At 71.2% G+C, this 20,017-nt stretch carries 15 protein-coding genes; 8 read left to right on the top strand and 7 right to left on the bottom strand.

The window, feature by feature from the left end:
* Positions 1 to 55: 55 nt before the first annotated feature.
* The 4 genes from HEP81_RS13655 to HEP81_RS13640 all read right to left on the bottom strand — a co-directional run bounded on the left by HEP81_RS13655 (position 56) and on the right by HEP81_RS13640 (position 6,814).
* Positions 56 to 3,856 (bottom strand): multifunctional oxoglutarate decarboxylase/oxoglutarate dehydrogenase thiamine pyrophosphate-binding subunit/dihydrolipoyllysine-residue succinyltransferase subunit, encoded by a 3,801-nt coding sequence (locus tag HEP81_RS13655; protein ID WP_037660245.1) that lies wholly within the window; start codon positions 3,854 to 3,856, stop codon positions 56 to 58.
* Positions 3,857 to 4,157: 301 nt separating this feature from the next.
* A complete protein-coding gene (locus HEP81_RS13650; protein ID WP_037660248.1) occupies positions 4,158 to 5,276 on the bottom strand; it encodes a HAMP domain-containing sensor histidine kinase in 1,119 nt (372 codons plus the stop codon).
* A gap of 2 nt (positions 5,277 to 5,278) precedes the next feature.
* Complete coding sequence (locus HEP81_RS13645) at positions 5,279 to 6,025, bottom strand: response regulator transcription factor (protein ID WP_037660250.1); 747 nt, start codon at positions 6,023 to 6,025, stop codon at positions 5,279 to 5,281.
* Positions 6,026 to 6,136: 111 nt separating this feature from the next.
* A complete protein-coding gene (locus HEP81_RS13640) occupies positions 6,137 to 6,814 on the bottom strand; it encodes a spermidine synthase family protein (protein ID WP_037660254.1) in 678 nt (225 codons plus the stop codon).
* Between the two features lie 185 nt (positions 6,815 to 6,999).
* On the opposite strand from HEP81_RS13640, the gene HEP81_RS13635 reads away from it, so the two are divergent.
* Both HEP81_RS13635 and lon read left to right on the top strand, forming a co-directional pair.
* Complete coding sequence (locus tag HEP81_RS13635; protein ID WP_243279413.1) at positions 7,000 to 7,755, top strand: rhomboid-like protein; 756 nt, start codon at positions 7,000 to 7,002, stop codon at positions 7,753 to 7,755.
* Between the two features lie 82 nt (positions 7,756 to 7,837).
* Positions 7,838 to 10,258 carry an endopeptidase La gene (lon, locus tag HEP81_RS13630; RefSeq protein WP_037660255.1) on the top strand — a complete coding sequence of 807 codons (2,421 nt, stop codon included), beginning with the start codon at positions 7,838 to 7,840 and terminating at the stop codon, positions 10,256 to 10,258.
* Positions 10,259 to 10,467: 209 nt separating this feature from the next.
* On the opposite strand, the gene HEP81_RS13625 is transcribed toward lon, so the two are convergent.
* The gene (locus HEP81_RS13625) at positions 10,468 to 11,292 is read right to left on the bottom strand and encodes a lysozyme (protein WP_037660258.1); all 825 of its coding nucleotides are present in this window, start codon (positions 11,290 to 11,292) and stop codon (positions 10,468 to 10,470) included.
* Positions 11,293 to 11,533: 241 nt separating this feature from the next.
* Here HEP81_RS13625 and HEP81_RS13620 point away from each other — a divergent pair, with 241 nt between their 5' ends.
* A complete protein-coding gene (locus HEP81_RS13620) occupies positions 11,534 to 12,025 on the top strand; it encodes a MarR family winged helix-turn-helix transcriptional regulator (protein ID WP_037660260.1) in 492 nt (163 codons plus the stop codon).
* An 18-nt stretch (positions 12,026 to 12,043) separates the two neighbouring features.
* Here HEP81_RS13620 and HEP81_RS13615 read toward each other — a convergent pair whose 3' ends face one another.
* Complete coding sequence (locus HEP81_RS13615) at positions 12,044 to 12,832, bottom strand: protein phosphatase 2C domain-containing protein (RefSeq protein WP_078967570.1); 789 nt, start codon at positions 12,830 to 12,832, stop codon at positions 12,044 to 12,046.
* A gap of 372 nt (positions 12,833 to 13,204) precedes the next feature.
* Between HEP81_RS13615 and HEP81_RS13610 the strand changes: the two genes are divergently transcribed.
* The 5 genes from HEP81_RS13610 to HEP81_RS13590 are packed head-to-tail and all read left to right on the top strand — an operon-like array spanning position 13,205 to position 18,911.
* Entirely contained in the window at positions 13,205 to 16,096 is a 2,892-nt protein-coding gene (locus tag HEP81_RS13610) for a sensor histidine kinase (protein ID WP_172636864.1), read from the top strand.
* Entirely contained in the window at positions 16,093 to 16,584 is a 492-nt protein-coding gene (locus tag HEP81_RS13605) for a roadblock/LC7 domain-containing protein (RefSeq protein ID WP_037660264.1), read from the top strand. Before HEP81_RS13610 ends, HEP81_RS13605 begins: the two co-directional genes overlap by 4 nt.
* Entirely contained in the window at positions 16,581 to 16,994 is a 414-nt protein-coding gene (locus HEP81_RS13600) for a DUF742 domain-containing protein (RefSeq protein ID WP_037660266.1), read from the top strand. Before HEP81_RS13605 ends, HEP81_RS13600 begins: the two co-directional genes overlap by 4 nt.
* Positions 16,975 to 17,634: a GTP-binding protein gene (locus HEP81_RS13595; RefSeq protein WP_037660270.1), complete on the top strand. Its 660-nt coding sequence runs from the start codon at positions 16,975 to 16,977 to the stop codon at positions 17,632 to 17,634. The genes HEP81_RS13600 and HEP81_RS13595 overlap by 20 nt, the downstream gene beginning before the upstream one ends.
* 23 nt (positions 17,635 to 17,657) lie before the next feature.
* Positions 17,658 to 18,911 (top strand): styrene monooxygenase/indole monooxygenase family protein, encoded by a 1,254-nt coding sequence (locus HEP81_RS13590; protein ID WP_037660274.1) that lies wholly within the window; start codon positions 17,658 to 17,660, stop codon positions 18,909 to 18,911.
* 80 nt (positions 18,912 to 18,991) lie between these two features.
* Here the strand turns inward: HEP81_RS13590 and HEP81_RS13585 are convergent, their stop codons facing one another.
* Entirely contained in the window at positions 18,992 to 20,014 is a 1,023-nt protein-coding gene (locus tag HEP81_RS13585) for a C40 family peptidase (RefSeq protein WP_037660275.1), read from the bottom strand.
* Positions 20,015 to 20,017: the final 3 nt, after the last annotated feature.

The raw sequence follows: 20,017 nt of genomic DNA, 5'->3' as shown, positions 1-20,017 counted from the left end.
AGGGCCCGGTTCCGTACGGAACCGGGCCCTTCAGCGTTGTCGTCGTGCCGGAGGCTTAGGCCTCGAACACCTCACGCACCAGCTGCTCCTGCTCGGCCTGGTGGCGCTTGGCGGAACCCACCGCCGGGGACGAGGAGTGCGGGCGCGAGATGCGCCGCAGCCGCTCGCCGGCCGGGATGTCCGCGCCGACCGCCAGGTCGAGGTGATCGATCAGGTTGAGCGCGATGAACGGCCAGGCACCCTGGTTCGCCGGCTCCTCCTGGACCCACAGGTACTTCTCGGCGTTCGGGTACTTGTTGACCTCCGCCTGGAGCTCGGCACCCGGCAGCGGGTACAGGCGCTCGATGCGGATGATCGCCGTGTCCGTGGCGCCGCGCTTCTTACGCTCGGCCTCCAGGTCGTAGTAGACCTTGCCGGAGCAGAAGACGACCCTGCGGACGGCGGCCGCCTCGGCGGTCGCGTCGCCGATGACCGGCTGGAAGCCGCCGGTCGTGAACTCCTCCGCCTTGGAGGCGGCGGCCTTCAGACGCAGCATCGACTTCGGGGTGAAGACGACCAGCGGCTTGTGGGCCGGGTTGTGCACCTGCCAGCGCAGCAGGTGGAAGTAGTTCGACGGCGAGGTGGGCATGGCCACCGTCATGTTGTTCTGGGCGCACAGCTGGAGGAACCGCTCCGGGCGCGCGGACGAGTGGTCCGGGCCCTGGCCCTCGTAGCCGTGCGGCAGCAGCAGGACGACGCCGGAGGTCTGGCCCCACTTCTGCTCGGCCGAGGAGATGAACTCGTCGACGACCGTCTGGGCGCCGTTGACGAAGTCGCCGAACTGGGCCTCCCACATCACCAGCGCGTCGGGACGCGCGAGCGAGTAGCCGTACTCGAAGCCCATGGCCGCGTACTCGGACAGCAGCGAGTTGTAGACGTTCAGCCGCGCCTGGTCCTCGGCGAGGTACTGGAGCGGGGTGTACTCCTCGCCGGTCTCCCGGTCGATCAGCACCGCGTGGCGCTGGCCGAAGGTGCCGCGCTGGGAGTCCTGGCCCGCGAGGCGGACCGGGGTGCCGTCCAGCAGCAGGGAGCCGATGGCCAGGGTCTCGCCCATGCCCCAGTCGATGGTGCCGTCCTCGACCATCGCCGCACGGCGCTGGAGCTGCGGCTGGAGCCGCGGGTGCACGGTGATGTGCTCGGGGATGTTGACCTGGGACTCGGCGATCCGCTTGACGACCTCGGCGGAGACGGCGGTCGGGACCGCGACCGGGAAGCCGTCCTGGGCCTCCTGGGGGGCACCGGCAGCCGGCTGCGCGGTGGCCTCGCGGACCTCCGTGAAGACCTTCTCCAGCTGGCCCTGGTAGTCCTGGAGGGCCTGCTCGGCCTCTTCCAGGGTGATGTCGCCACGACCGATCAGGGACTCGGTGTAGAGCTTGCGCACCGAGCGCTTCTTGTCGATCAGGTCGTACATCAGCGGCTGGGTGAAGGCCGGGTTGTCCGACTCGTTGTGACCGCGGCGGCGGTAGCAGATGAGGTCGATCACCACGTCCTTGTTGAACGCCTGGCGGAACTCGAACGCCAGCCGCGCGACCCGGACGACGGCCTCGGGGTCGTCGCCGTTCACGTGGAAGATCGGGGCCTCGATCATGCGGGCCACGTCCGTCGCGTACATGGAGGAACGCGAGGACTCGGGGGCCGCCGTGAAGCCGACCTGGTTGTTGATGACGATGTGCACGGTGCCGCCGGTGCGGTAGCCGCGCAGCTGCGACATGTTCAGGGTCTCGGCCACCACGCCCTGGCCCGCGAAGGCCGCGTCGCCGTGGATCGCCACCGGCAGGACGGTGAAGTCCGTGCCGCCCTTGTTGATGATGTCCTGCTTGGCGCGGGCGACGCCCTCCAGGATCGGGTCGACCGCCTCCAGGTGGGAGGGGTTGGCGACCAGCGAGACCTTGATCTGCTCGCCGTCCAGGCCGGTGAAGGTGCCATTGGCGCCCAGGTGGTACTTCACGTCGCCGGAGCCGTGCATCGACTTCGGGTCGAGGTTGCCCTCGAACTCGCGGAAGATCTGCGCGTACGACTTGCCGACGATGTTGGCGAGCACGTTCAGACGGCCGCGGTGGGCCATGCCGATGACGACCTCGTCCAGGCGGGACTCGGCGGCGGAGTCGATGACCGCGTCCAGCAGCGGGATGACGGACTCGCCGCCCTCCAGGGAGAAGCGCTTCTGGCCGACGTACTTCGTCTGGAGGAAGGTCTCGAACGCCTCGGCAGCGTTCAGCCGGCGCAGGATGCGCAGCTGCTCCTCGCGCTCCGGCTTGGCGTGACCGCGCTCGACCCGGTCCTGGATCCACTTGCGCTGCTTGGGGTCCTGGATGTGCATGAACTCGATGCCGGTGGTGCGGCAGTACGAGTCGCGGAGCACCCCGAGGATGTCGCGCAGCTTCATCATCGACTTGCCGGCGAAACCACCGACGGCGAACTCGCGCTCCAGGTCCCACAGGGTGAGGCCGTGCTCGACGATGTCCAGGTCGGGGTGCTTGCGCTGGCGGTACTCCAGCGGGTCGGTGTCGGCCATGACATGGCCGCGGACCCGGTAGGAGTGGATCAGCTCGAAGACCCGCGCGGCCTTGGTGACGTCGTCGTCGTGGGACGCGTCGATGTCCTTGAGCCAGCGGACCGGCTCGTAGGGGATGCGCAGCGCCTCGAAGATCTCGTCGTAGAACTTGTTCTCGCCGAGCAGCAGGTTGGCGACCTGGCGCAGGAACTCGCCGGAGGCGGCGCCCTGGATGACCCGGTGGTCGTAGGTCGACGTGAGGGTCATGACCTTGGAGACACCGAGCTTGTTCAGGGTGTCCTGGCTGGTGCCCTGGAACTCGGCCGGGTAGTCCATGGAGCCGACGCCCATGATCACGGCCTGGCCGGGCATCAGACGCGGCACGGAGTGCACGGTGCCCAGGCCGCCGGGGTTGGTCAGGGAGACCGTGACACCGGTGAAGTCGTCCATGGTCAGCTTGCCCTCGCGGGCGCGGCGGACGATGTCCTCGTAGGCCTGCCAGAACTCGAAGAAGTTCAGCGTCTCGGCCTTCTTGATCGCCGCGACGACGAGCTGGCGGTCGCCGTTGGGCTTGACCAGGTCGATGGCGAGACCGAGGTTGACGTGGGCAGGCTTGACCAGGGTCGGCTTGCCGTCCTTGACGGTGAACGAGTGGTTCATCGCCGGCATGGCCTTGATGGCCTGCACCATCGCGTACCCGATGAGGTGCGTGAAGGAGATCTTCCCGCCGCGGGCACGCTTGAGGTGGTTGTTGATGACGATGCGGTTGTCGAACAGCAGCTTCACCGGGACGGCGCGGACCGAGGTGGCGGTCGGCATCTCCAGCGAGGCGTCCATGTTCTTGGCGACCGCGGCGGCCGGGCCGCGCAGAGTGATCTGCTCGGGACCGGCGGGGGCCTCGGTGGCGGGAGCGGCCTTCGCCTGCGGCTGAGCGGGCGCCTGTGCGGGCTGCGCCGGCTTGGCCGGGGAGGGGGCCGTCTTCGCCGCGGGAGCCGCCGGAGCGGCCGCAGCGGGCGCCGGGGCGGCGGCGGGCTTCGGTGCCGCCGGGGCCGCGGGCGCCGGAGCGGCCTGGGGCGCCGGAGTGGGGGTCGCTGCGACCCCCGCGGCCGCAGTACCCGCCGGCGCGGGCGTGGCAGGCGCGCCCGGCTTGTAATCGGCGAAGAAGTCCCACCAGGCACGGTCTACCGAATTCGGGTCCTGGAGGTACTGCTGATAGATCTCGTCGACGAGCCACTCGTTCGCGCCGAACGCGGCCGCGGGGTTCTTCCCGGTGGCTTGGTCGTCGGTGGAGATGCTCGAGTTACTGGGGGACTGTGGCGACACGGCGGCAACCGCCCTCTTCCGCTTCACAAGGTGATGGACAGCGGGAATAAAGGCTACGCCTTGGAGGCGGGGAAGGTCAGGTCGGGCCCGTTCATCGTCGTGTAAGTCACACCGAAAATCTTGTTTCAGGGCTTGAAATGGCGGGAAACAAGCGTGGTTCCGGATGTACGAGGGTGCACTGGTCCGGCCCTGCGCCCCCGGCTTCTGCGGGCGGCGCGGGCCTGTGTCGCTCCACACGTGTCCAGCTGCGCGAAGACGGCGCGGACGACCGTGGATCTTGTGCCTTCGCTGGAACTTTACGTCAACTTGAAGCGGAGTTCGCTCCCGGAAGGGTGACGATGATCCGGCAGCCGCGTTCTGATTCGGCCACCCCGATCCGGCCGCCGTGCAGATCCACCGCCCAGCGGGCGATCGCCAGCCCGAGGCCGGTGCCGCCGTCGCTGCCCGGACCGTGCGGCCGGGTCACGGCGCCCCGGTTGAACCGCTCGAAGACCCGGTGCCACTCCGAGCGCGGGATGCCCGGACCCTCGTCCAGGACCTCCAGCTCCAGCGAGTGCGGCTGGGGCCCGCGCCGTGCCTTCACGGTCACCCGGCCGTGCGGCGGGCTGTGCTTGACCGCGTTGTCGATCAGATTGGCGACGACCTGGTGGATGCGCTCGGGGTCCGCGTGCGCGGTCAGCTCCGGCGGGGAGACGTCCAGGTGCAGATGGACGTCGGTGCGGGTGTGGCTGCCGGAGCCGGTGGCCATGCCCGCGCGCGCCGAGGCGACCATGTTGGCCTCCTTCAGGACGCCCGACAGATACGGCCACACCTCGAAGCGACGCATCTTCAGCGGTACGACGCCGTTGTCCAGCCGGGACAGGTCCAGCAGGGTCTCCACCAGGCGGCCGAGCCGCTCGGTCTGCTTCAGGGCCGTCCGCATGGTCTCCGGATCGGCCTCGGTGACCCCGTCGACGATGTTCTCCAGCACGGCGCGCAGTCCCGCGATCGGGGTGCGCAGCTCATGGGAGACGTTCGCGACCAGCTCCTTGCGCTGCTGGTCCTGGGCCTCCAGCTCGTCGGCCATGACATTGATCGTCTGCGCCAGGTCGCCCAGTTCGTCGCGCCGGCTCTCGCGCACCCGGCGGGTGTAGTCGCCCTGCGAGATGGCCCGGGCGACCGTGTTCATCTCGTCCAGCGGCATGGTGAGCGAGTGCGCCACGAACTGGGTGATCAGCAGGGTGGCGATCATCGAGAACACCGTGATGAAGCGCAGCTCCGTCTTGGTGTGCACCGCGACGATCGACAGACCGGTGGTGATCAGCACCGCGATGACCACCAGCGCGGTCAGCTTGGTCTTGATCGAGAACGGGCGTACGCCGCCCCAGGGGTCCTCCGTGCGGGCCCGGGGGCTCCTCCGTGCGGCCTGGCGCCCGCTCACGCTCACGGGTTCGGCGTCTCCAGCGCGTAGCCCACACCGTGCACGGTGCGGATGCGCTCGGCGCCGATCTTGCGGCGCAGCGCCTTGATGTGGCTGTCGACGGTGCGGGTGCCGGAGGCGTCCGCCCAGTCCCAGACCTCGGCCAGCAGCTGCTCACGGGAGAGCACCGCGCGCGGGGTGTTGGCCAGGCACACCAGCAGGTCGAACTCGGTGGGCGTCAGATGGACGTCCTCGGCCTTCACCCGCACCCGGCGCTGCGCGTGGTCGATCTCCAGCTCGCCGAGGCGCAGGATGCCGGAGCGGGGCGTGGAGGCGGCGATGGCCGCCCGCTCCACCCGGCGCAGCAGCACATGCACCCGCGCGGCCAGCTCGCGCATGGAGAACGGCTTGGTCATGTAGTCGTCGGCGCCGACGCCGAGCCCGACCAGCATGTCCGTCTCGTCGTCCCGTGCGGTGAGCATGAGCACCGGCACCGGGCGCTGGGCCTGTACGCGCCGGCAGACCTCCAGGCCGTCGAAGCCGGGCAGCATGATGTCGAGGATCAGCAGGTCGGGCTGCCATGCCTCGGCCGTGTCCACGGCGGCCGGTCCGTCGGCCGCGGTCTGCACGAGGAAGCCCTCGGCGCGGAGCCGGGCCGCGATGGCGTCGACGATCGTGGTGTCGTCCTCGACGACCAGTACCCGGCGCTGGGCGCCCGGAGTGGTGGTCGTCGCCGCCGTGCCGCTCTGGGAGGTGTGTGTCTGCTCCATCGCCCGCCCCTGCTTGTTGCTTTCCGGAACCCGTGGGGTGATCCCATGTCTGCGATCGACGCGAAAGATCCGCGTCAGGGCAGCACCCTACGGGGATCGGCGGTGCCGTCGCTATCCAGGGCGGACGCCGAGGTGCACGGCGTCCGGAACTCCCCGGGCAACGGGCACCTCTTCGGTACGCACCCGTCGGAACCCGGCATTCCGCAAGGTTCCTTCAAATTCCGGAGACGGCTTCGCCGACCATACGGCGAGCACCCCGCCCGGTCTCAACACCCGTGCGCAGGCGGCCAGTCCGGCCGGTGAGTACAGGCTCCCGTTGTCCTCGGTGACCGTCCATCCGGGACCGTTGTCGATGTCCAGGCACAGGGCGTCGAACGTGTCCGATGTCTCATTGACGTAGCGGACGAGATCGTCTCGGACGATCGCGGTGCGCGGGTCGGCCAGCGCGCCGCGGGTCAGTTCGGACAGGGGGCCCGCGCGGTGCCAGTCGACGACGGCGGGCTCCCGCTCCATGACCGTGATCCGCCCCCAGCGGGGATCATCGGACGCGTGTGCGAGTGAGAAGCCGACGCCGAGGCCGCCGATCAGCACGGCCGGTGCCGGGCGCCCGTCGAGGGCGTCGTACGCCGCGTCGATCAGCAGCCGCTCCGAGCGGCCGTCCGAAGTGTCCATGAGGAAGCAGCCGTTGGCGATGATCTGGAGCAGCGCGCCGTGTCTGCGCAGCACCACCTCGCCGTACGGCCCCTCGCGCCGGTCCAGCACCACGGGGGAGTCGTCTGGGGCAGCCATGGGTCCATCCTGCTTGAACAGGGCTTTGCTTTCACGGCAATTACGGATGTCGGCCCCGCGGGGCCCGGGTGCCGGACATGGCCGGAACTTATGAGGTTGCCGTGAAATCGCTCTCCTGTGGCTGCGGACGTGGACAGCGGCTTCCTCCAGCACGGAGGGTGGGGCGGAACGGAAGGAGCGCCACCGTGGAACGGATCGCGCCGAAGACCGTGGGCGCGGACCTGCTGGACGGTGTGCCCCGCCAGCGGTCCGTGCTGCCCGCGCCGCCGCCCGCCCGGCCCCTCGCGGTGCCGCGGGTGCGCCCCTGGCTGCTGCTGCCGACGCCCGCCCGGACGCCGTTCACCCTCGGGTACGCGGCTCTGCTGGCCGCCACCTCCGTGCTCGCGGCCCTGGCGCCGCCCACCCTGGTGTACGCCCTCTACCAGGGCTCCAGCACGGACGTGACCCATCTGGTGCGCTCGCCCGCGGTGGTGCTGCTGACCAGCGCGCTGTGGATCGCGGGCGGGCTCGTCTCGCCGTACGCGGTCGCGTTCGTCCTGGTGCTCACCGCGCTGGAGCGCCGGATAGGCGGGGCGCGGGCCGCCTGTGTCTTCCTCGCCGGCCATGTCCTGGCGACCCTGGCGACGGAGGTCCCGGTGGGCCTCGCGGTCCTCGCCGGGCATCTCCCGGGGACCTCCCTGCACCGCCTGGACTACGGCATCAGCTTCGGCGTCGCCGCGAGCACGGGCGCCCTGGCCGGCCTTCTGCGCCCCTGGCTGCGCTGGCCGCTGCTCGCCGGCACGGCGGCCCTCCTGCTGAACGACCTGCTCGCCTATACGGATCCCATGACGAACTGGGGCCATCTGATCGCGCTCGCGATCGGCGTGTCGGCATGGCCCGTCATACGCCGCTGGGCGGCCGCCGAGACCCCCTCTCACCTGCACCAGCGAGGCGATCGCTGACAGCGAACGCCCCGTTGGGAACATTCCCCCGGCGACAGACATTGAGTCGGCATAACTCAAGTTGACTGCCGAAGGGGAGATCATGGCTGCTGAGTCACCGGCGTTCACGCTCGTCCTGCCCGTGCTGCCGCTCGACGACGAGGTCGTGCTGCCCGGCATGGTGGTTCCGCTGGACCTGAGCGATGCCGAGGTCCGCGCCGCGGTGGAGGCCGCACAGGCCGCCGCGCGCTCGGAACCCGGCAAGCCACGGGTGCTGCTGGTGCCCCGCGTCGACGGCACGTACGCCAGGACCGGCGTGCTGGGCACGGTCGAGCAGGTGGGCCGGCTGGCCGACGGCGACCCCGGCGCGCTGATCCGCGGTCGCAGCCGCGTCCGCATCGGCGCCGGTACCACCGGACCCGGCGCCGCCCTGTGGGTCGAGGGCGCCGAGGTGGACGAGACCCTGCCCGAGCCGCTGCCCGGCCAGGTCGCCGAACTCGTCAAGGAATACAAGGCACTCGCCACCAGCTGGCTGCGCAAGCGCGGCGCCTGGCAGGTGGTGGACCGCGTCCAGGCCATCGACGGCGTCTCCGCGCTCGCCGACAACTCCGGCTACTCGCCCTTCCTCACCACCGAGCAGAAGGTCGAACTCCTGGAGACCGCCGACCCGGTGGCCCGCCTCAAGCTCGCCACGCAGCAGCTGCGCCACCACCTCGCCGAGCAGGACGTGGCCGAGACCATCGCCAAGGATGTCCAGGAGGGCGTCGACAAGCAGCAGCGCGAGTTCCTGCTGCGCCGTCAGCTGGAGGCCGTCCGCAAGGAGCTGCGCGAGCTGAACGGCGACCAGGAGGGCGAGGAGTCCGACGACTACCGCTCCCGGGTGGAGGCCGCCGACCTGCCGGAGCCGGTCCGCGAGGCCGCGCTCAAGGAGGTCGACAAGCTGGAGCGGTCCTCCGACCAGTCGCCCGAGGGCAGCTGGATCCGCACCTGGCTGGACACCGTCCTCGAACTGCCGTGGAACGAACGCACCGAGGACGCGTACGACATCCGGGGCGCCAAGGCGGTCCTCGACGAGGAACACGCGGGCCTGGAGGACGTCAAGGAGCGCATCACCGAGTACCTGACGGTGCGCAAGCGGCGCGGTGACCGCGGGCTCGGTGTGATCGGCGGGCGGCGCGGAGGCGCGGTGCTCGCGCTCGTCGGCCCGCCCGGTGTCGGCAAGACCAGCCTGGGCGAGTCCGTCGCGCACGCCATGGGCCGCAAGTTCGTCCGCGTCGCGCTCGGCGGCGTCCGCGACGAGGCCGAGATCCGCGGTCACCGCCGTACGTATGTCGGCGCGCTGCCGGGCCGGATCGTGCGCGCGATCAAGGAGGCCGGGTCCATGAACCCGGTCGTGCTCCTGGACGAGATCGACAAGGTGGGATCGGACTTCCGGGGCGACCCGGCCGCCGCCCTCCTCGAGGTGCTCGACCCGGCGCAGAACCACACCTTCCGCGACCACTACCTGGAGGTCGAACTCGACCTGTCCGACGTCGTCTTCCTGGCCACCGCCAACGTCCTGGAGGCGATCCCGGAGGCGCTCGCCGACCGTATGGAGATCGTCCGCCTGGACGGCTACACCGAGGACGAGAAGGTCGTCATCGCCCGGGACCACCTGCTGCCGCGCCAGCTGGAGCGGGCCGGGCTCGACACCGGCGAGGTCACGCTGGCGGAGAGCGCGCTGCGCAAGCTCGCGGGCGAATACACCCGCGAGGCGGGCGTGCGCAATCTGGAGCGCTCGATCGCCCGGCTGCTGCGCAAGGTCGCGGCCCAGCACGAACTGGGCGAGCGGGAGCTGCCGTGCACCGTCGCGGACGGCGATCTGCGCGCCCTGATCGGGCGGCCGCACCATGTGCCCGAGTCGGCGCAGGACCCGGCCGAGCGCCGTACGGCCGTGCCCGGGGTGGCGACCGGGCTCGCGGTCACCGGCGCGGGCGGCGACGTGCTCTTCGTGGAGGCGTCCCTCGCCGACCCGGAGACCGGTGCGGCGGGGCTGACCCTGACCGGTCAGCTGGGCGATGTGATGAAGGAGTCGGCGCGGATCGCGCTGAGCTTCCTGCGCAGCCACGGCGCCGAACTGGAGCTGCCGGTGACCGATCTGAAGGACCGGGGTGTGCACATCCACTTCCCGGCGGGCGCGGTCCCCAAGGACGGCCCGAGCGCGGGTGTCACCCTGACCACCGCGCTGGCCTCGCTGCTCTCCGGCCGCCAGGTGCGCACGGACGTGGCGATGACCGGTGAGGTCTCGCTGACCGGCCGGGTGCTGCCGATCGGCGGGGTGAAGCAGAAGCTGCTCGCCGCGCAGCGCGCCGGGGTGACCACCGTGATCATCCCCAAGCGCAACGAGGCCGACCTGGACGACGTCCCGGCCGAGGTGCTGGACAAGCTCGACGTCCACACCGTGACCGACGTCCGCCAGGTCCTGGAACTGGCGCTGGTGCCCGCGGCCGACGGCGCGGCGCCGGAGGTTCCCCTGGCGGCGTGACGGACGACCAGGGTCTTTCGTTTGGATCAGGCCGGATCAGGGCGCGGTGCCAGGGCCCGCGAGCCCGGCGTGATCCAAACGAGAGGCCCTGGGGGAAGGCAGGGCCCGGGTCCCGTGAGGGGTCTGGGCCCTTGCCGTGCGCACGCCCGGCTCGGCGAGCCGGGCGTGGCGGGGCGTCGGCCGATGGCGCCCGGTGGCCGCTCCGGCCGTCAGCCGTTGGCGAGCGCCTGGACGCGGTCGAGCGCGCCGTTGAACACGTCGTGGTCGCCGACGGTCGCGCCGGAGGAGGTGTACTGCCACATCGTGTAGTACGACCAGCCGGCCGGGAGCGTCCCCACGGAGGTGGCGTAGCGGGCGACCCACAGCGGGTTGTTGGCCGCGAAGCCGGCGTAGTTGCCGGTGCACTCGGTCCACCAGCTGGTGGCGGTGTAGATCACGGCGTCCCGGCCGGTGAGGGACTTGTACGTGTTCAGGAAGTCCGCGATCCAGCTGACCATCTGGCTGGCCGTCTTGCCGTAGCAGTCGGCGCCGTACGGGTTCCACTCGATGTCGAGCACGCCCGGCAGGGTCTTGCCGTCCTTGGACCAGCCGCCGCCGTGCGCGACGAAGTAGCTCGCCTGGGTGGCGCCGCTGGTGGTGTCCGGGGTGGCGAAGTGGTACGAGCCGCGGATCATGCCCACGTTGTACGAGCCGTTGTACTGCTGGGTGAAGGAGGGGTTCGTGTAGTACGTGCCCTCCGTCGCCTTCGTGTACGCCCAGCGCACCCCGCTGCCGTACAGCGTCGACCAGGCCACGCTGCCCTGGTAGTTGGAGACGTCCACACCCTCGGTCTGGGTGGCGTCGCCGCTGGTGGGGGTGCCGTGGGTGCCGTCGTGGGCGGCGACGGTCTCGCCCATGTAGGCGGTGCCGCGGGTGGGCGTGGACGCGGCCTGGGCGGTGGTGAGGGGGAGTGCGCAGGCCATCGCCGCGAGCAGGGCCGTGACCATGACGGCGAGCGGGCGCGGACGGAGTGAGCGGGGTCTGGGCGCGGGCATGACGTGCCTCCGGGGAGGGTGGGGTGAAAGTGGGGGGAACATGACAGTGAACTCGGAAGAGGTGCACTGTCGTGGGCATGTCATTCACTGCCTGACGAAAAAGCTACGCACGTAGACAGCGGCGTGGGAAGGGGGTCCGGCCGCCGCCGTTGGTCTACGCCTGCGAAATACTTACGGAGCTGCGGCTATGACTGCGTTTGGCAGAAACTTTCAGGACCGCGAAACCGATCAGGGGTGTGACGTGCACGAGGACGGAAACGGCGCAGAAGCACGCGTCGCCGAGCAGGTGACGCCCAGTGGTGCAGACCAGGAATTCCTGGCACTCGAACGCGAGTTGACCGTACTGCTGCGACGCGCCCGCGCCAACCAGGGCGAGATGGCCCGGGAGGTCCACCCCGACCTGGAGTCCTCCGCGTACGGACTGCTGATCCGGCTGAACGAGCACGGCGGCCGGCGGGCCACCGAACTCGCCGGCTACTTCGGCGTCGGCAAAGCCACCATGTCCCGCCAACTGCGCGCCCTGGAGGAGCTGGGTCTGATCACCCGCGAGCCCGACCCCGCGGACGGCCGCGCCTGGCTGGTCACCCTCACCGAGGAGGGCCACCGCCGGGTCGGCACGGTCCGCGAGGCCCGCCGTGCCCGGTACGTCAGCCAGCTCGCCCACTGGGACCGCCGCGAGGTGGCCGAGCTGGCCCGGCTGCTGCACCAGTTGAACGGCGTCATGGAGAAATGACCCGCGGCCGAGCGGGGGTCACAGCTCGACGTACACCACCGTCGCGTCGTCGTGCGTCTTGCTCCGCCCCAGGAACGCCCGCTCCCGCTCGTCCGCCGACTCCAGGTGCCGTACCCGGTCGACGAGCGAGCGGGCGCCGTCCTTGGCGAGGACGTCGAACAGACCGGTCCAGTCGCCCTGGTGGAACGTCTCCGTCCAGCGGGTCGCGCCGTCCGTCAGGGCGGCCAGCGCGGTGACCTCGCCGCGGGGCACGGTGCCGGTCACCGCGCGGGCGGCGACGGACGGGTCCGCGGCGGCCGTGAAGAAGCCGCCCTCCTTGTTGCGCAGGTTCGCGTCCACCAGGGCGTCGGTGGCCAGCGCCGAGCGGGGCAGCCGGGCGAGCCGGTCGTCCAGGACCGCGGTGACCTCCCCGGCGGGGGAGCGCAGCAACAGCGCCGAGTCGGAGAGGACCAGGTACTCGACCGTCTCGGCGGACCACCGCACGATGACCACGGTTGCCTGAGGCGTACGCGGGTGAGAAAGGTCACAGGTGTCCGCATGTGTCTGCGCGGTGCGCTCGATCGCCGAAGAAAGGATGTCGGCCGGCGTCAGATCTCGGCCGGAAACGGTCAGTTCGGTCAGTGCCCCGCCGAGCCGGGCGGTGAACCAGGGGACGGAATGCAGACAGCCGGTCTCCCCGGCGGGCGGTGTCACCCCGTCCAGCAAGATCACACAACCGCCCTGTCCGGAGGCGGGTAGTCCGACATCGGCGAAGTCCTCGTTGGGTCGGGTCGCGTCGCCGGGTTCCGAAACGAGATCAGTTCGCATCCGGCCAGTCTGCACGAGCCCTTCACGGCCTCCCCCAAAGACCGGCAATCGCCCGTGGATTGTCATGCTCGCGCAGGTCAGGCGCCTGGTTTGGGGGGTAATGGGCCACTCCGGAAAAGCGCGGTGGCGAATACTGCCAAACCCTTCCGCGCGCGTCCAACCGGCCCGCCGGAGAACGGCCCGGCACACGCCAGAGGAACTTGCCCGCCAACTCCCCTCCGATGTTCACTCCTTCGGGTGGCGGGTCAGGTGATGCGCGACCACTGCCCACCGGCGCTGGGAGGGTCGGGAACCGTACGAACCGGGTGCACGCACCACTTGGCACCGAGCTGACGGGGCGCCACCCGGGCCCTTGGGTAGACGAGTTCAGGAATGCGAGCACCGGTGCAGATGAAGCGGCCTCGGCGCACAGGCAGGCAGACGGCCCCCGAGAAGGCCGCCCCCGAGACTCCCGTGGGCACCGGGCGGCCCACGCATGTGCGCACCCGGCTGATTGTCGCCGTCGCGGTCGTGGCCGCCGCGGTCGCCGGAGCCGGATCCCCCTCTCTGCTCACCGCGTCCTCGGACGTGAGCGACTCCCAGGACCTGGTGACGCTGGCCTCCCGCACCCAGGACGCCCTCACCCTCGCGGGCTCCCTGGCCGACGAGCGCGACGAGGTCACCTCCTACATCGCGGCCGGCCGCCCCGAGTCCAAGGCGCCTTCCGAGGACCGCAGCACCCGCGTCGACCGCCAGGTGGCGGATCTGCGCGCCGACAGCGGCACCCCGGCGGACCTGCGCGGCGACCTCGACCGCATCGCGACCGTCCGGCGCGCCGCCCTCACCGGCAAGAGCAGCGCGCTCGAAGCCCACCAGGCGTACTCGGCCATGATCACCGAACTGCACGGGCTCGCCGAGCAGCTGGCCGAGCGGATGCCCCCGCGGGCCGGCTCCGGCGGCTACGCGCTCGCCGAACTGGACACCGCGGTCCAGCAGTCCGCCGCCGCCCGCGGCCTGCTGCTCGCCGCGCTCAACGTCCCGGCGACCACGCAGACGGTGTTCAACCCCGTCACCGGACTGTCCACCACCACCTCCGTGCCCACCGAGGCCGGCCGCAAGCAGCGCGACGCGCTCACCGCCGCCGCCCAGCAGGCCCGGCTGCGCTCCGACGCGGCCCTCGCCGACTTCCGCGAGAACGCGCCCAAGTCGGCCGTCGACGCGTACGACTCCACGGTCACCGGCGCCGACGTCAACTCGGCCGAGAAGTACCTGGACACCTTCACGGCCCAGCCGACCTTCCCCGACAGTGCCTCGGGCACCAGCGCCACCAAGCTGGACGCGGCCCTGTCCGGGCGGCTCGACCTGATGCGCGGCGCGGAGTCGGCCCTCTACGAGCACCGCACCCAGGACCTGGAGAAGCTGCGGGACGACGACGTCACCGCGCTGGAGATCCGGGTCGCCGTCCTCGGCGTGCTGCTGCTGGTCGCGGTCGGCATCGCCACCGCCATGGCCCGCACCCTCACCCGGCCCCTGTCGGTGCTGCGCCGCGGCACCGCCCGGCTCGCCGAGCCCGGCGACCCGGCCGGCCGCGAACCCATCGCCTTCACCGGCCGCAACGACGAGTTCGCGCAGGTCGTCCGCTCCGTCAACGCCCTGCACGCGCACGCCGCCGCCCTGCACGAGCGGGTCACCACCCTGGAGACCGACCGCAAGCACCTGGTCGGGCAGCGGCAGCAGATGGCCGACGCCCGCGAGGAGCTGCGCGCCGAACTCGCCGAGGCGGCGGCCGAACTGGGCCGGGTGCGCGCGAGCATCGGCGGCACCTTCGTCAACCTGGCGCTGCGCACCCTCGGTCTGGTCGAGCGCCAGCTCGCCGTCATCGAGGGCCTGGAGGACCGGGAGCAGGATCCCGAGCGTCTCGCCACCCTCTTCAAGCTGGACCACTTCGCCACCGTGATGCGCCGGCACAGCGAGAACCTGCTGGTCCTCGCCGGTACGGAGCATGTCCAGCAGCATCACGGTCCGGTGCCGCTGGTGGACGTGGTGCGCGCCGCGGTCAGCGAGATCGAGCGGTACGAGCGGGTGCGCATCGCCGCGCTGCCGCCGCACGCGCACATCGCGGGCTTCGCCGCGGACGACCTCTCGCACCTGCTGGCCGAACTGATGGAGAACGCCACCACGTTCTCCCCGCCGGACGTGCCGGTCGAGGTCTCCGGCTGGCTGCTGGAGTCCGGCGAGGTCATGCTCTCCGTGCACGACGAGGGCATCGGCATGGCCGGGGACCGCCTCATCCGGCTCAACGCGCGCCTCGCCGACTTCGACCCCGAGGCCGGGTACGAGCAGGAGGGCGACGACGGTCTCGGGCTCGGCCTGTACGTCGTGGCCCGCCTCGCCCACCGGCACGGTGTACGGGTGCAGCTGCGCGAGCAGAAGCAGGGCGGGGTCGCCGCGGTCGTGGTGCTGCCGGCCACCCTGCTGTCCGAGGCCCCCGCGACGGCCGTACCCCCGCAGGCCGCCACCTCCACCACCGGAACCTTCACCCTGCCGGGCGCCGCCGCCGAGGCCAACTCCAATGTCCTGCCCACCCGTCCCAAGGACGGCGCCGAGCAGCAGGACCCGCTGGTGGCACTGGCCGAGAAGGCGGTCAGGGAGGCCGGCGCGGAGCCGGAGCGGGCGGACGGGCGGGAGGCCGCCCCGGACCCGGCCGAGGAGACGGCGCCGGAAGCCGCCGAGGAGACGACGCACGAGCAGGCTGGGCCCGGCACGGAGGAGGCCGAGGCCCGGCCCAAGGCCCCGGTGGAGACCTTCGCCGAGACCACGATGGAGCTGCTGCTCCCGCTCACGGACGAGGCACCGCAAAAGGCACCGGACAGGACACCGGAGAACGCACCGGAGAAGACGTCGGGGAACGCGCCGGAGAAGGCACCGGACGGGGAAGCCGACGACCGGCCGGACGACCAGGCGGACGACCGGCCGGCGGCTTCCGCCCCCGCCGGCGTCGATGCCGAACCCATCAGCCACGCGCGGCCCATGACCGGGGCCGCCGACGACGGCGAGGCCGGGGAACGGGTCACCAGCAAGGGGCTGCCCAAGCGCACGCCCAGGATCACCGCACCCGCCCCCCCGCCCCGCCAGCGCAGCACCAGCGTCGACGCCGAGGCCCTGCGCCGCAGGCTCGGTGGCTTCCGCCGAGGAGCACAGGCCGGCTACCGCGACGTCGAGGCAGAGATCGAAGACCATTCCGAAGACACCACGGGGGGCCCTGTCGAGGAGGCAAGCAGTTGACCGCTCCCAGTACCTTCGGGCTGAGCACTGAGGCCCGCAATCTGCACTGGCTGCTGACCAACCTGGTCGAGGAGGTCCCCGGCATCCAGTCCGTCGCCGTGGTCTCCTCGGACGGTCTGCTGCTGCTGTCGTCCGACCCGGGCCACACAGAGCAGTCCCGCCAGGCCCGTCCAGGCAAGGGGCCCCGCGGCTCCTCCGCGGACCTCGCCACCATCGTCTCCGGCATCGGCAGCCTCACCGTCGGCGCCGCCAAGCTGATGACGTTCGGCGGGGTCAAGCACACCATGGTCGCCATGGAGGAGGGCAGCCTGTTCGTGATGTCCATCAGCGACGGCTCACTGCTCGGCGTGCACGGCTCGGCCGAGTGCGACATGAGCGTGGTGGCCTATCACATGGCGCTGTTCGTCGGCCGCGCCGGCCACGTCCTCACCCCGGAACTCCGCAGCGAGCTGCGCAAGTCCCTGGAGTCGGCCGGGAGCGCCCGATGAGCGGCACACCGAAGCTCCCGGTGCGCGGCGGCGAGCGCAAACCCGCCCGCGTGCGCCCCTACTCGCTCACCGGCGGCCGCACCCGCTTCGGACACGTCCTCCTTGTGGAGACCTTCGTGGCCAGCACCGCGGCCATCGAGGCGCCCGAGGAGCGCAGAGAACTGACGAAGGGATCGCTCGCCGGTGTCATGCCGGAGATGCGGGCCATCGTCGAACTGTGCCGCCGTATGCGCACGGTGGCCGAGATCGCCGCGCTGCTGAAGATGCCGCTCGGCGTGGTCCGCGTGCTCCTCAGCGACCTCGCGGACCAGGGAAAGATCCGTGTGTACGGCACCGGAACCGGTCACGGCACCGGCCGCCCGGACCGCGCTCTGCTGGAAAGGGTGCTGAGTGGACTTCGCCGTCTCTGACGCCACCGCCTCCCTCGGAGGCGCCGCCCCTCTCGTCGCCGGCTTCGCCGAACCCGACGAGGACCTGAAGGCCTGGCAGACGGACCGGACGCGGGCCCCCATCGCGACGAAGATCGTGGTGGCGGGCGGCTTCGGCGTCGGCAAGACCACCCTGGTCACGGCCGTCTCGGAGATCACGCCCTTGCAGACCGAGGCGCTGATGACCCAGGCGAGCGAGGGCACCGACGACCTGTCCGACACCCCGGACAAGGTCACCACCACCGTGGCCATGGACTTCGGCCGCATCACGCTCGACGACGACCTGGTGCTCTATCTGTTCGGCACGCCGGGTCAGCAGCGGTTCTGGTTCATGTGGGACGACCTGGTGCGCGGCGCGATCGGCGCCGTCGTGCTGGCCGACACCCGCCGCCTCAAGGACTGCTTCCCCGCCCTGGACTACTTCGAGAGCTGCGGACTCCCGTACGTCGTCGCGGTCAACCACTTCGACGGCAGCGAGCGGTTCGACATCGAGGACGTACGGGAGGCGCTGACGATACCCCCGCACATCCCTGTCATGATCATGGATGCGCGCCGGCGGATTTCGGCCATCGAGACCCTACTGGCCCTGGTCGGCCACGCGCTGGACGAAACCCCCGAGTAGTCCTGTAAGGAGCCACCACCCGCATGCGGAAGATACTCGTCGTCGGAGCCGGCCAGTCCGGCCTCCAGATCGCCCTCGGCCTTCAGTCGCACGGCTACGAGGTCACCTTGATGTCCAACCGGACCGCGGACGAGATCCGGTCCGGCCGCGTGATGTCCACGCAGTGCATGTTCCACACCGCGTTGCAGCACGAGCGCGACCTCCAGCTGAACTTCTGGGAGTCCCAGGCCCCGAAGATCCAGGGACTGGGCGTCTCGGTCGCGGCCCCCGGCTCGCACGACCCCGGCCCCACCCAGCGCGCCATCGACTGGGTGGGCAAGCTCGACGGCTACGCCCAGTCCGTCGACCAGCGCGTGAAGATGGCCGGCTGGATGGAGACCTTCGCCCAGCGCGGCGGCCAGCTGGTCATCCACGGCGCGGCGGTCGGCGACCTCGACTACTTCTCGCGCACCTACGACCTGGTGCTGGTCGCCGCAGGCAAGGGCGAGCTGGTGTCCATGTTCGGCCGCGACGCCGCGCGCTCCCCGTACAGCGAGCCGCAGCGCGCGCTCGCGGTGGCGTATGTGCACGGGCTCGGACCGCGCCCCGAGCACCCGGAGTTCGACGCGGTGCGCTGCAACCTGGTGCCGGGCGTCGGCGAGCTGTTCGTCATGCCGACGTACACCGTCTCCGGGCGCGCCGACATCCTGTTCTGGGAGGGCATACCGGGCGGCCCGCTCGATGTCTTCAACGGTGTCAAGGACCCGGCCGAGCACCTCTCCCTGACCCTGGAACTCATGGAGAAGTTCACGCCCTGGGAGTACGCGCGGGCGACGAAGGTCGAACTCACGGACGCCGGTGGCACATTGGCCGGACGGTACGCGCCGACCGTGCGCAACCCGATCGGCCGGCTGCCCTCGGGCGGCCTGGTGCTCGGCGTCGCCGATGTGGTCGTCGCCAACGACCCGATCACCGGCCAGGGCTCCAACTCCGCGTCCAAGTGCGCGGCTTCCTACCTCGCGTCGATCCTGGAGCGCGGGGAGCAGCCGTTCGACGAGGAGTGGATGCGCGGCACGTTCGAGCGGTACTGGCAGACGGCGCAGCATGTCACCAAGTGGACGAACGCGATGCTGGCGCCGCCGCCGGAGCATGTCCTGAACCTCATCGGTGCGGCCGGGCAGTTGCAGCCGGTGGCGGATCGGTTCGCCAACGGGTTCGACAACCCGGCCGACTTCGAGAACTTCTTCTTCGAGCCGGAGAAGGCGAGCGAGTACCTCGGGTCGGTGGCGGGGGCGTAGTCGCCGCGGGGGCGCGGGTGCGTGCGCGGCCGCGGGTTCGTCGTGGCCGGTCGCGCGGTTGCACGCGCCCCTGAAGGGCGCTAACCCGGGCGTACGGCGCCCAGTACCGGGTTCGACGCCACCGGGGAGATCTTGATCCGGGTGCCGGGTCTCGGGGCCTGGACGACCTTGCCGTCGCCCGCGTAGATCGCCACGTGGGTCGCCTCGGGGAAGTAGATCACCAGGTCCCCGGGGCGCAGTTGGCGCAGAGGGATGTGGCGCAGGTGCCGCCACTGCTCCTGGCTGGTGCGGGGGATCGGGGTGCCCGCGTGCTGCCAGGCGCTGGAGGTCAGGCCGGAGCAGTCGTAGGAGGAGGGGCCCTGCGCGCCCCAGACGTAGGGCTTGCCCACCTGTTTCAGGGCGAAGCGGACGGCGCGTTCGCCCTGGCGGGAGGCCGGGCGGTCGTCGGAGAGCGAGCCCGCGAGGGCCCGCTGGGCCGCGCTGACACCCTGCTGTTCGAGGCGGTCGACGGCGGCCAGCTGGTCCGGGCCCAGGGTGGCCAGCAGGCGTTCCACGTCGGCGAGTTTCGCCTGGACGGCATCGCGCTGCTTCTTCTGCTGTCCGGCGAGGGCCCGCTGGGTGTCGAGGGCCTTGCGGGCGGTGCGGGCGACGGTGTCCGAGTGCCGTTCGGCGCCGGTCAACCGGTCGACCGTATGGGCGCGTTGGCGGGCCAGTTCGCCCAGCACATGGCCCTCGTCCAGCGCGCGCTGCGGATCCGGGGCGAGCAGCAGGCTGACATAGGGGCCGAGGCCGCCGGAGGCGCCCTGGTACTGCTGGCGGGCCAGCCGGCCGGCGTCGGCGCGGCTTGCCTCCAGGGCGCGCCGGGCGCGGCTCAGCTCCTTGTCGAGGCGGGCCACCTCCGACTTCTGCCGCCCCAGCCGGTCGGCGGTGGCGTCATAGGTCTCGGTGGCCTGCTCGGTCTGCCGGTACAGCTTCTGGAGGTCCGTCAGCAGCTGGGAGACGGAGCGCTGCGGCTCGGGCGCGGCGGTGGCGGGCACGGGCGCGAGGACGGCCTGAGCCGCCACCGTGGCCGTACAGGCCAGGCGCACAAGCTTTCCTGACACGTC

It is taken from the genome of Streptomyces griseofuscus, from assembly GCF_014673495.1.
Lineage (GTDB): Bacteria > Actinomycetota > Actinomycetes > Streptomycetales > Streptomycetaceae > Streptomyces > Streptomyces murinus.
The sequence above is the reverse complement of the archived record's forward strand: the minus strand, read 5'-3'. Positions and strand labels throughout refer to the sequence as shown.

What these genes read in the sequence shown, in the direction of transcription:
- HEP81_RS13645 (WP_037660250.1), bottom strand. Translation starts at nt 6,025, where the DNA reads ATGGAGCAGACACACACCTCCCAGAGCGGCACGGCGGCGACGACCACC.
- HEP81_RS13640 (WP_037660254.1), bottom strand. Translation starts at nt 6,814, where the DNA reads ATGGCTGCCCCAGACGACTCCCCCGTGGTGCTGGACCGGCGCGAGGGG.
- lon (WP_037660255.1), top strand. Translation starts at nt 7,838, where the DNA reads ATGGCTGCTGAGTCACCGGCGTTCACGCTCGTCCTGCCCGTGCTGCCG.
- HEP81_RS13625 (WP_037660258.1), bottom strand. Translation starts at nt 11,292, where the DNA reads ATGCCCGCGCCCAGACCCCGCTCACTCCGTCCGCGCCCGCTCGCCGTC.
- HEP81_RS13615 (WP_078967570.1), bottom strand. Translation starts at nt 12,832, where the DNA reads ATGCGAACTGATCTCGTTTCGGAACCCGGCGACGCGACCCGACCCAAC.
- HEP81_RS13610 (WP_172636864.1), top strand. Translation starts at nt 13,205, where the DNA reads ATGCGAGCACCGGTGCAGATGAAGCGGCCTCGGCGCACAGGCAGGCAG.
- HEP81_RS13600 (WP_037660266.1), top strand. Translation starts at nt 16,581, where the DNA reads ATGAGCGGCACACCGAAGCTCCCGGTGCGCGGCGGCGAGCGCAAACCC.
- HEP81_RS13590 (WP_037660274.1), top strand. Translation starts at nt 17,658, where the DNA reads ATGCGGAAGATACTCGTCGTCGGAGCCGGCCAGTCCGGCCTCCAGATC.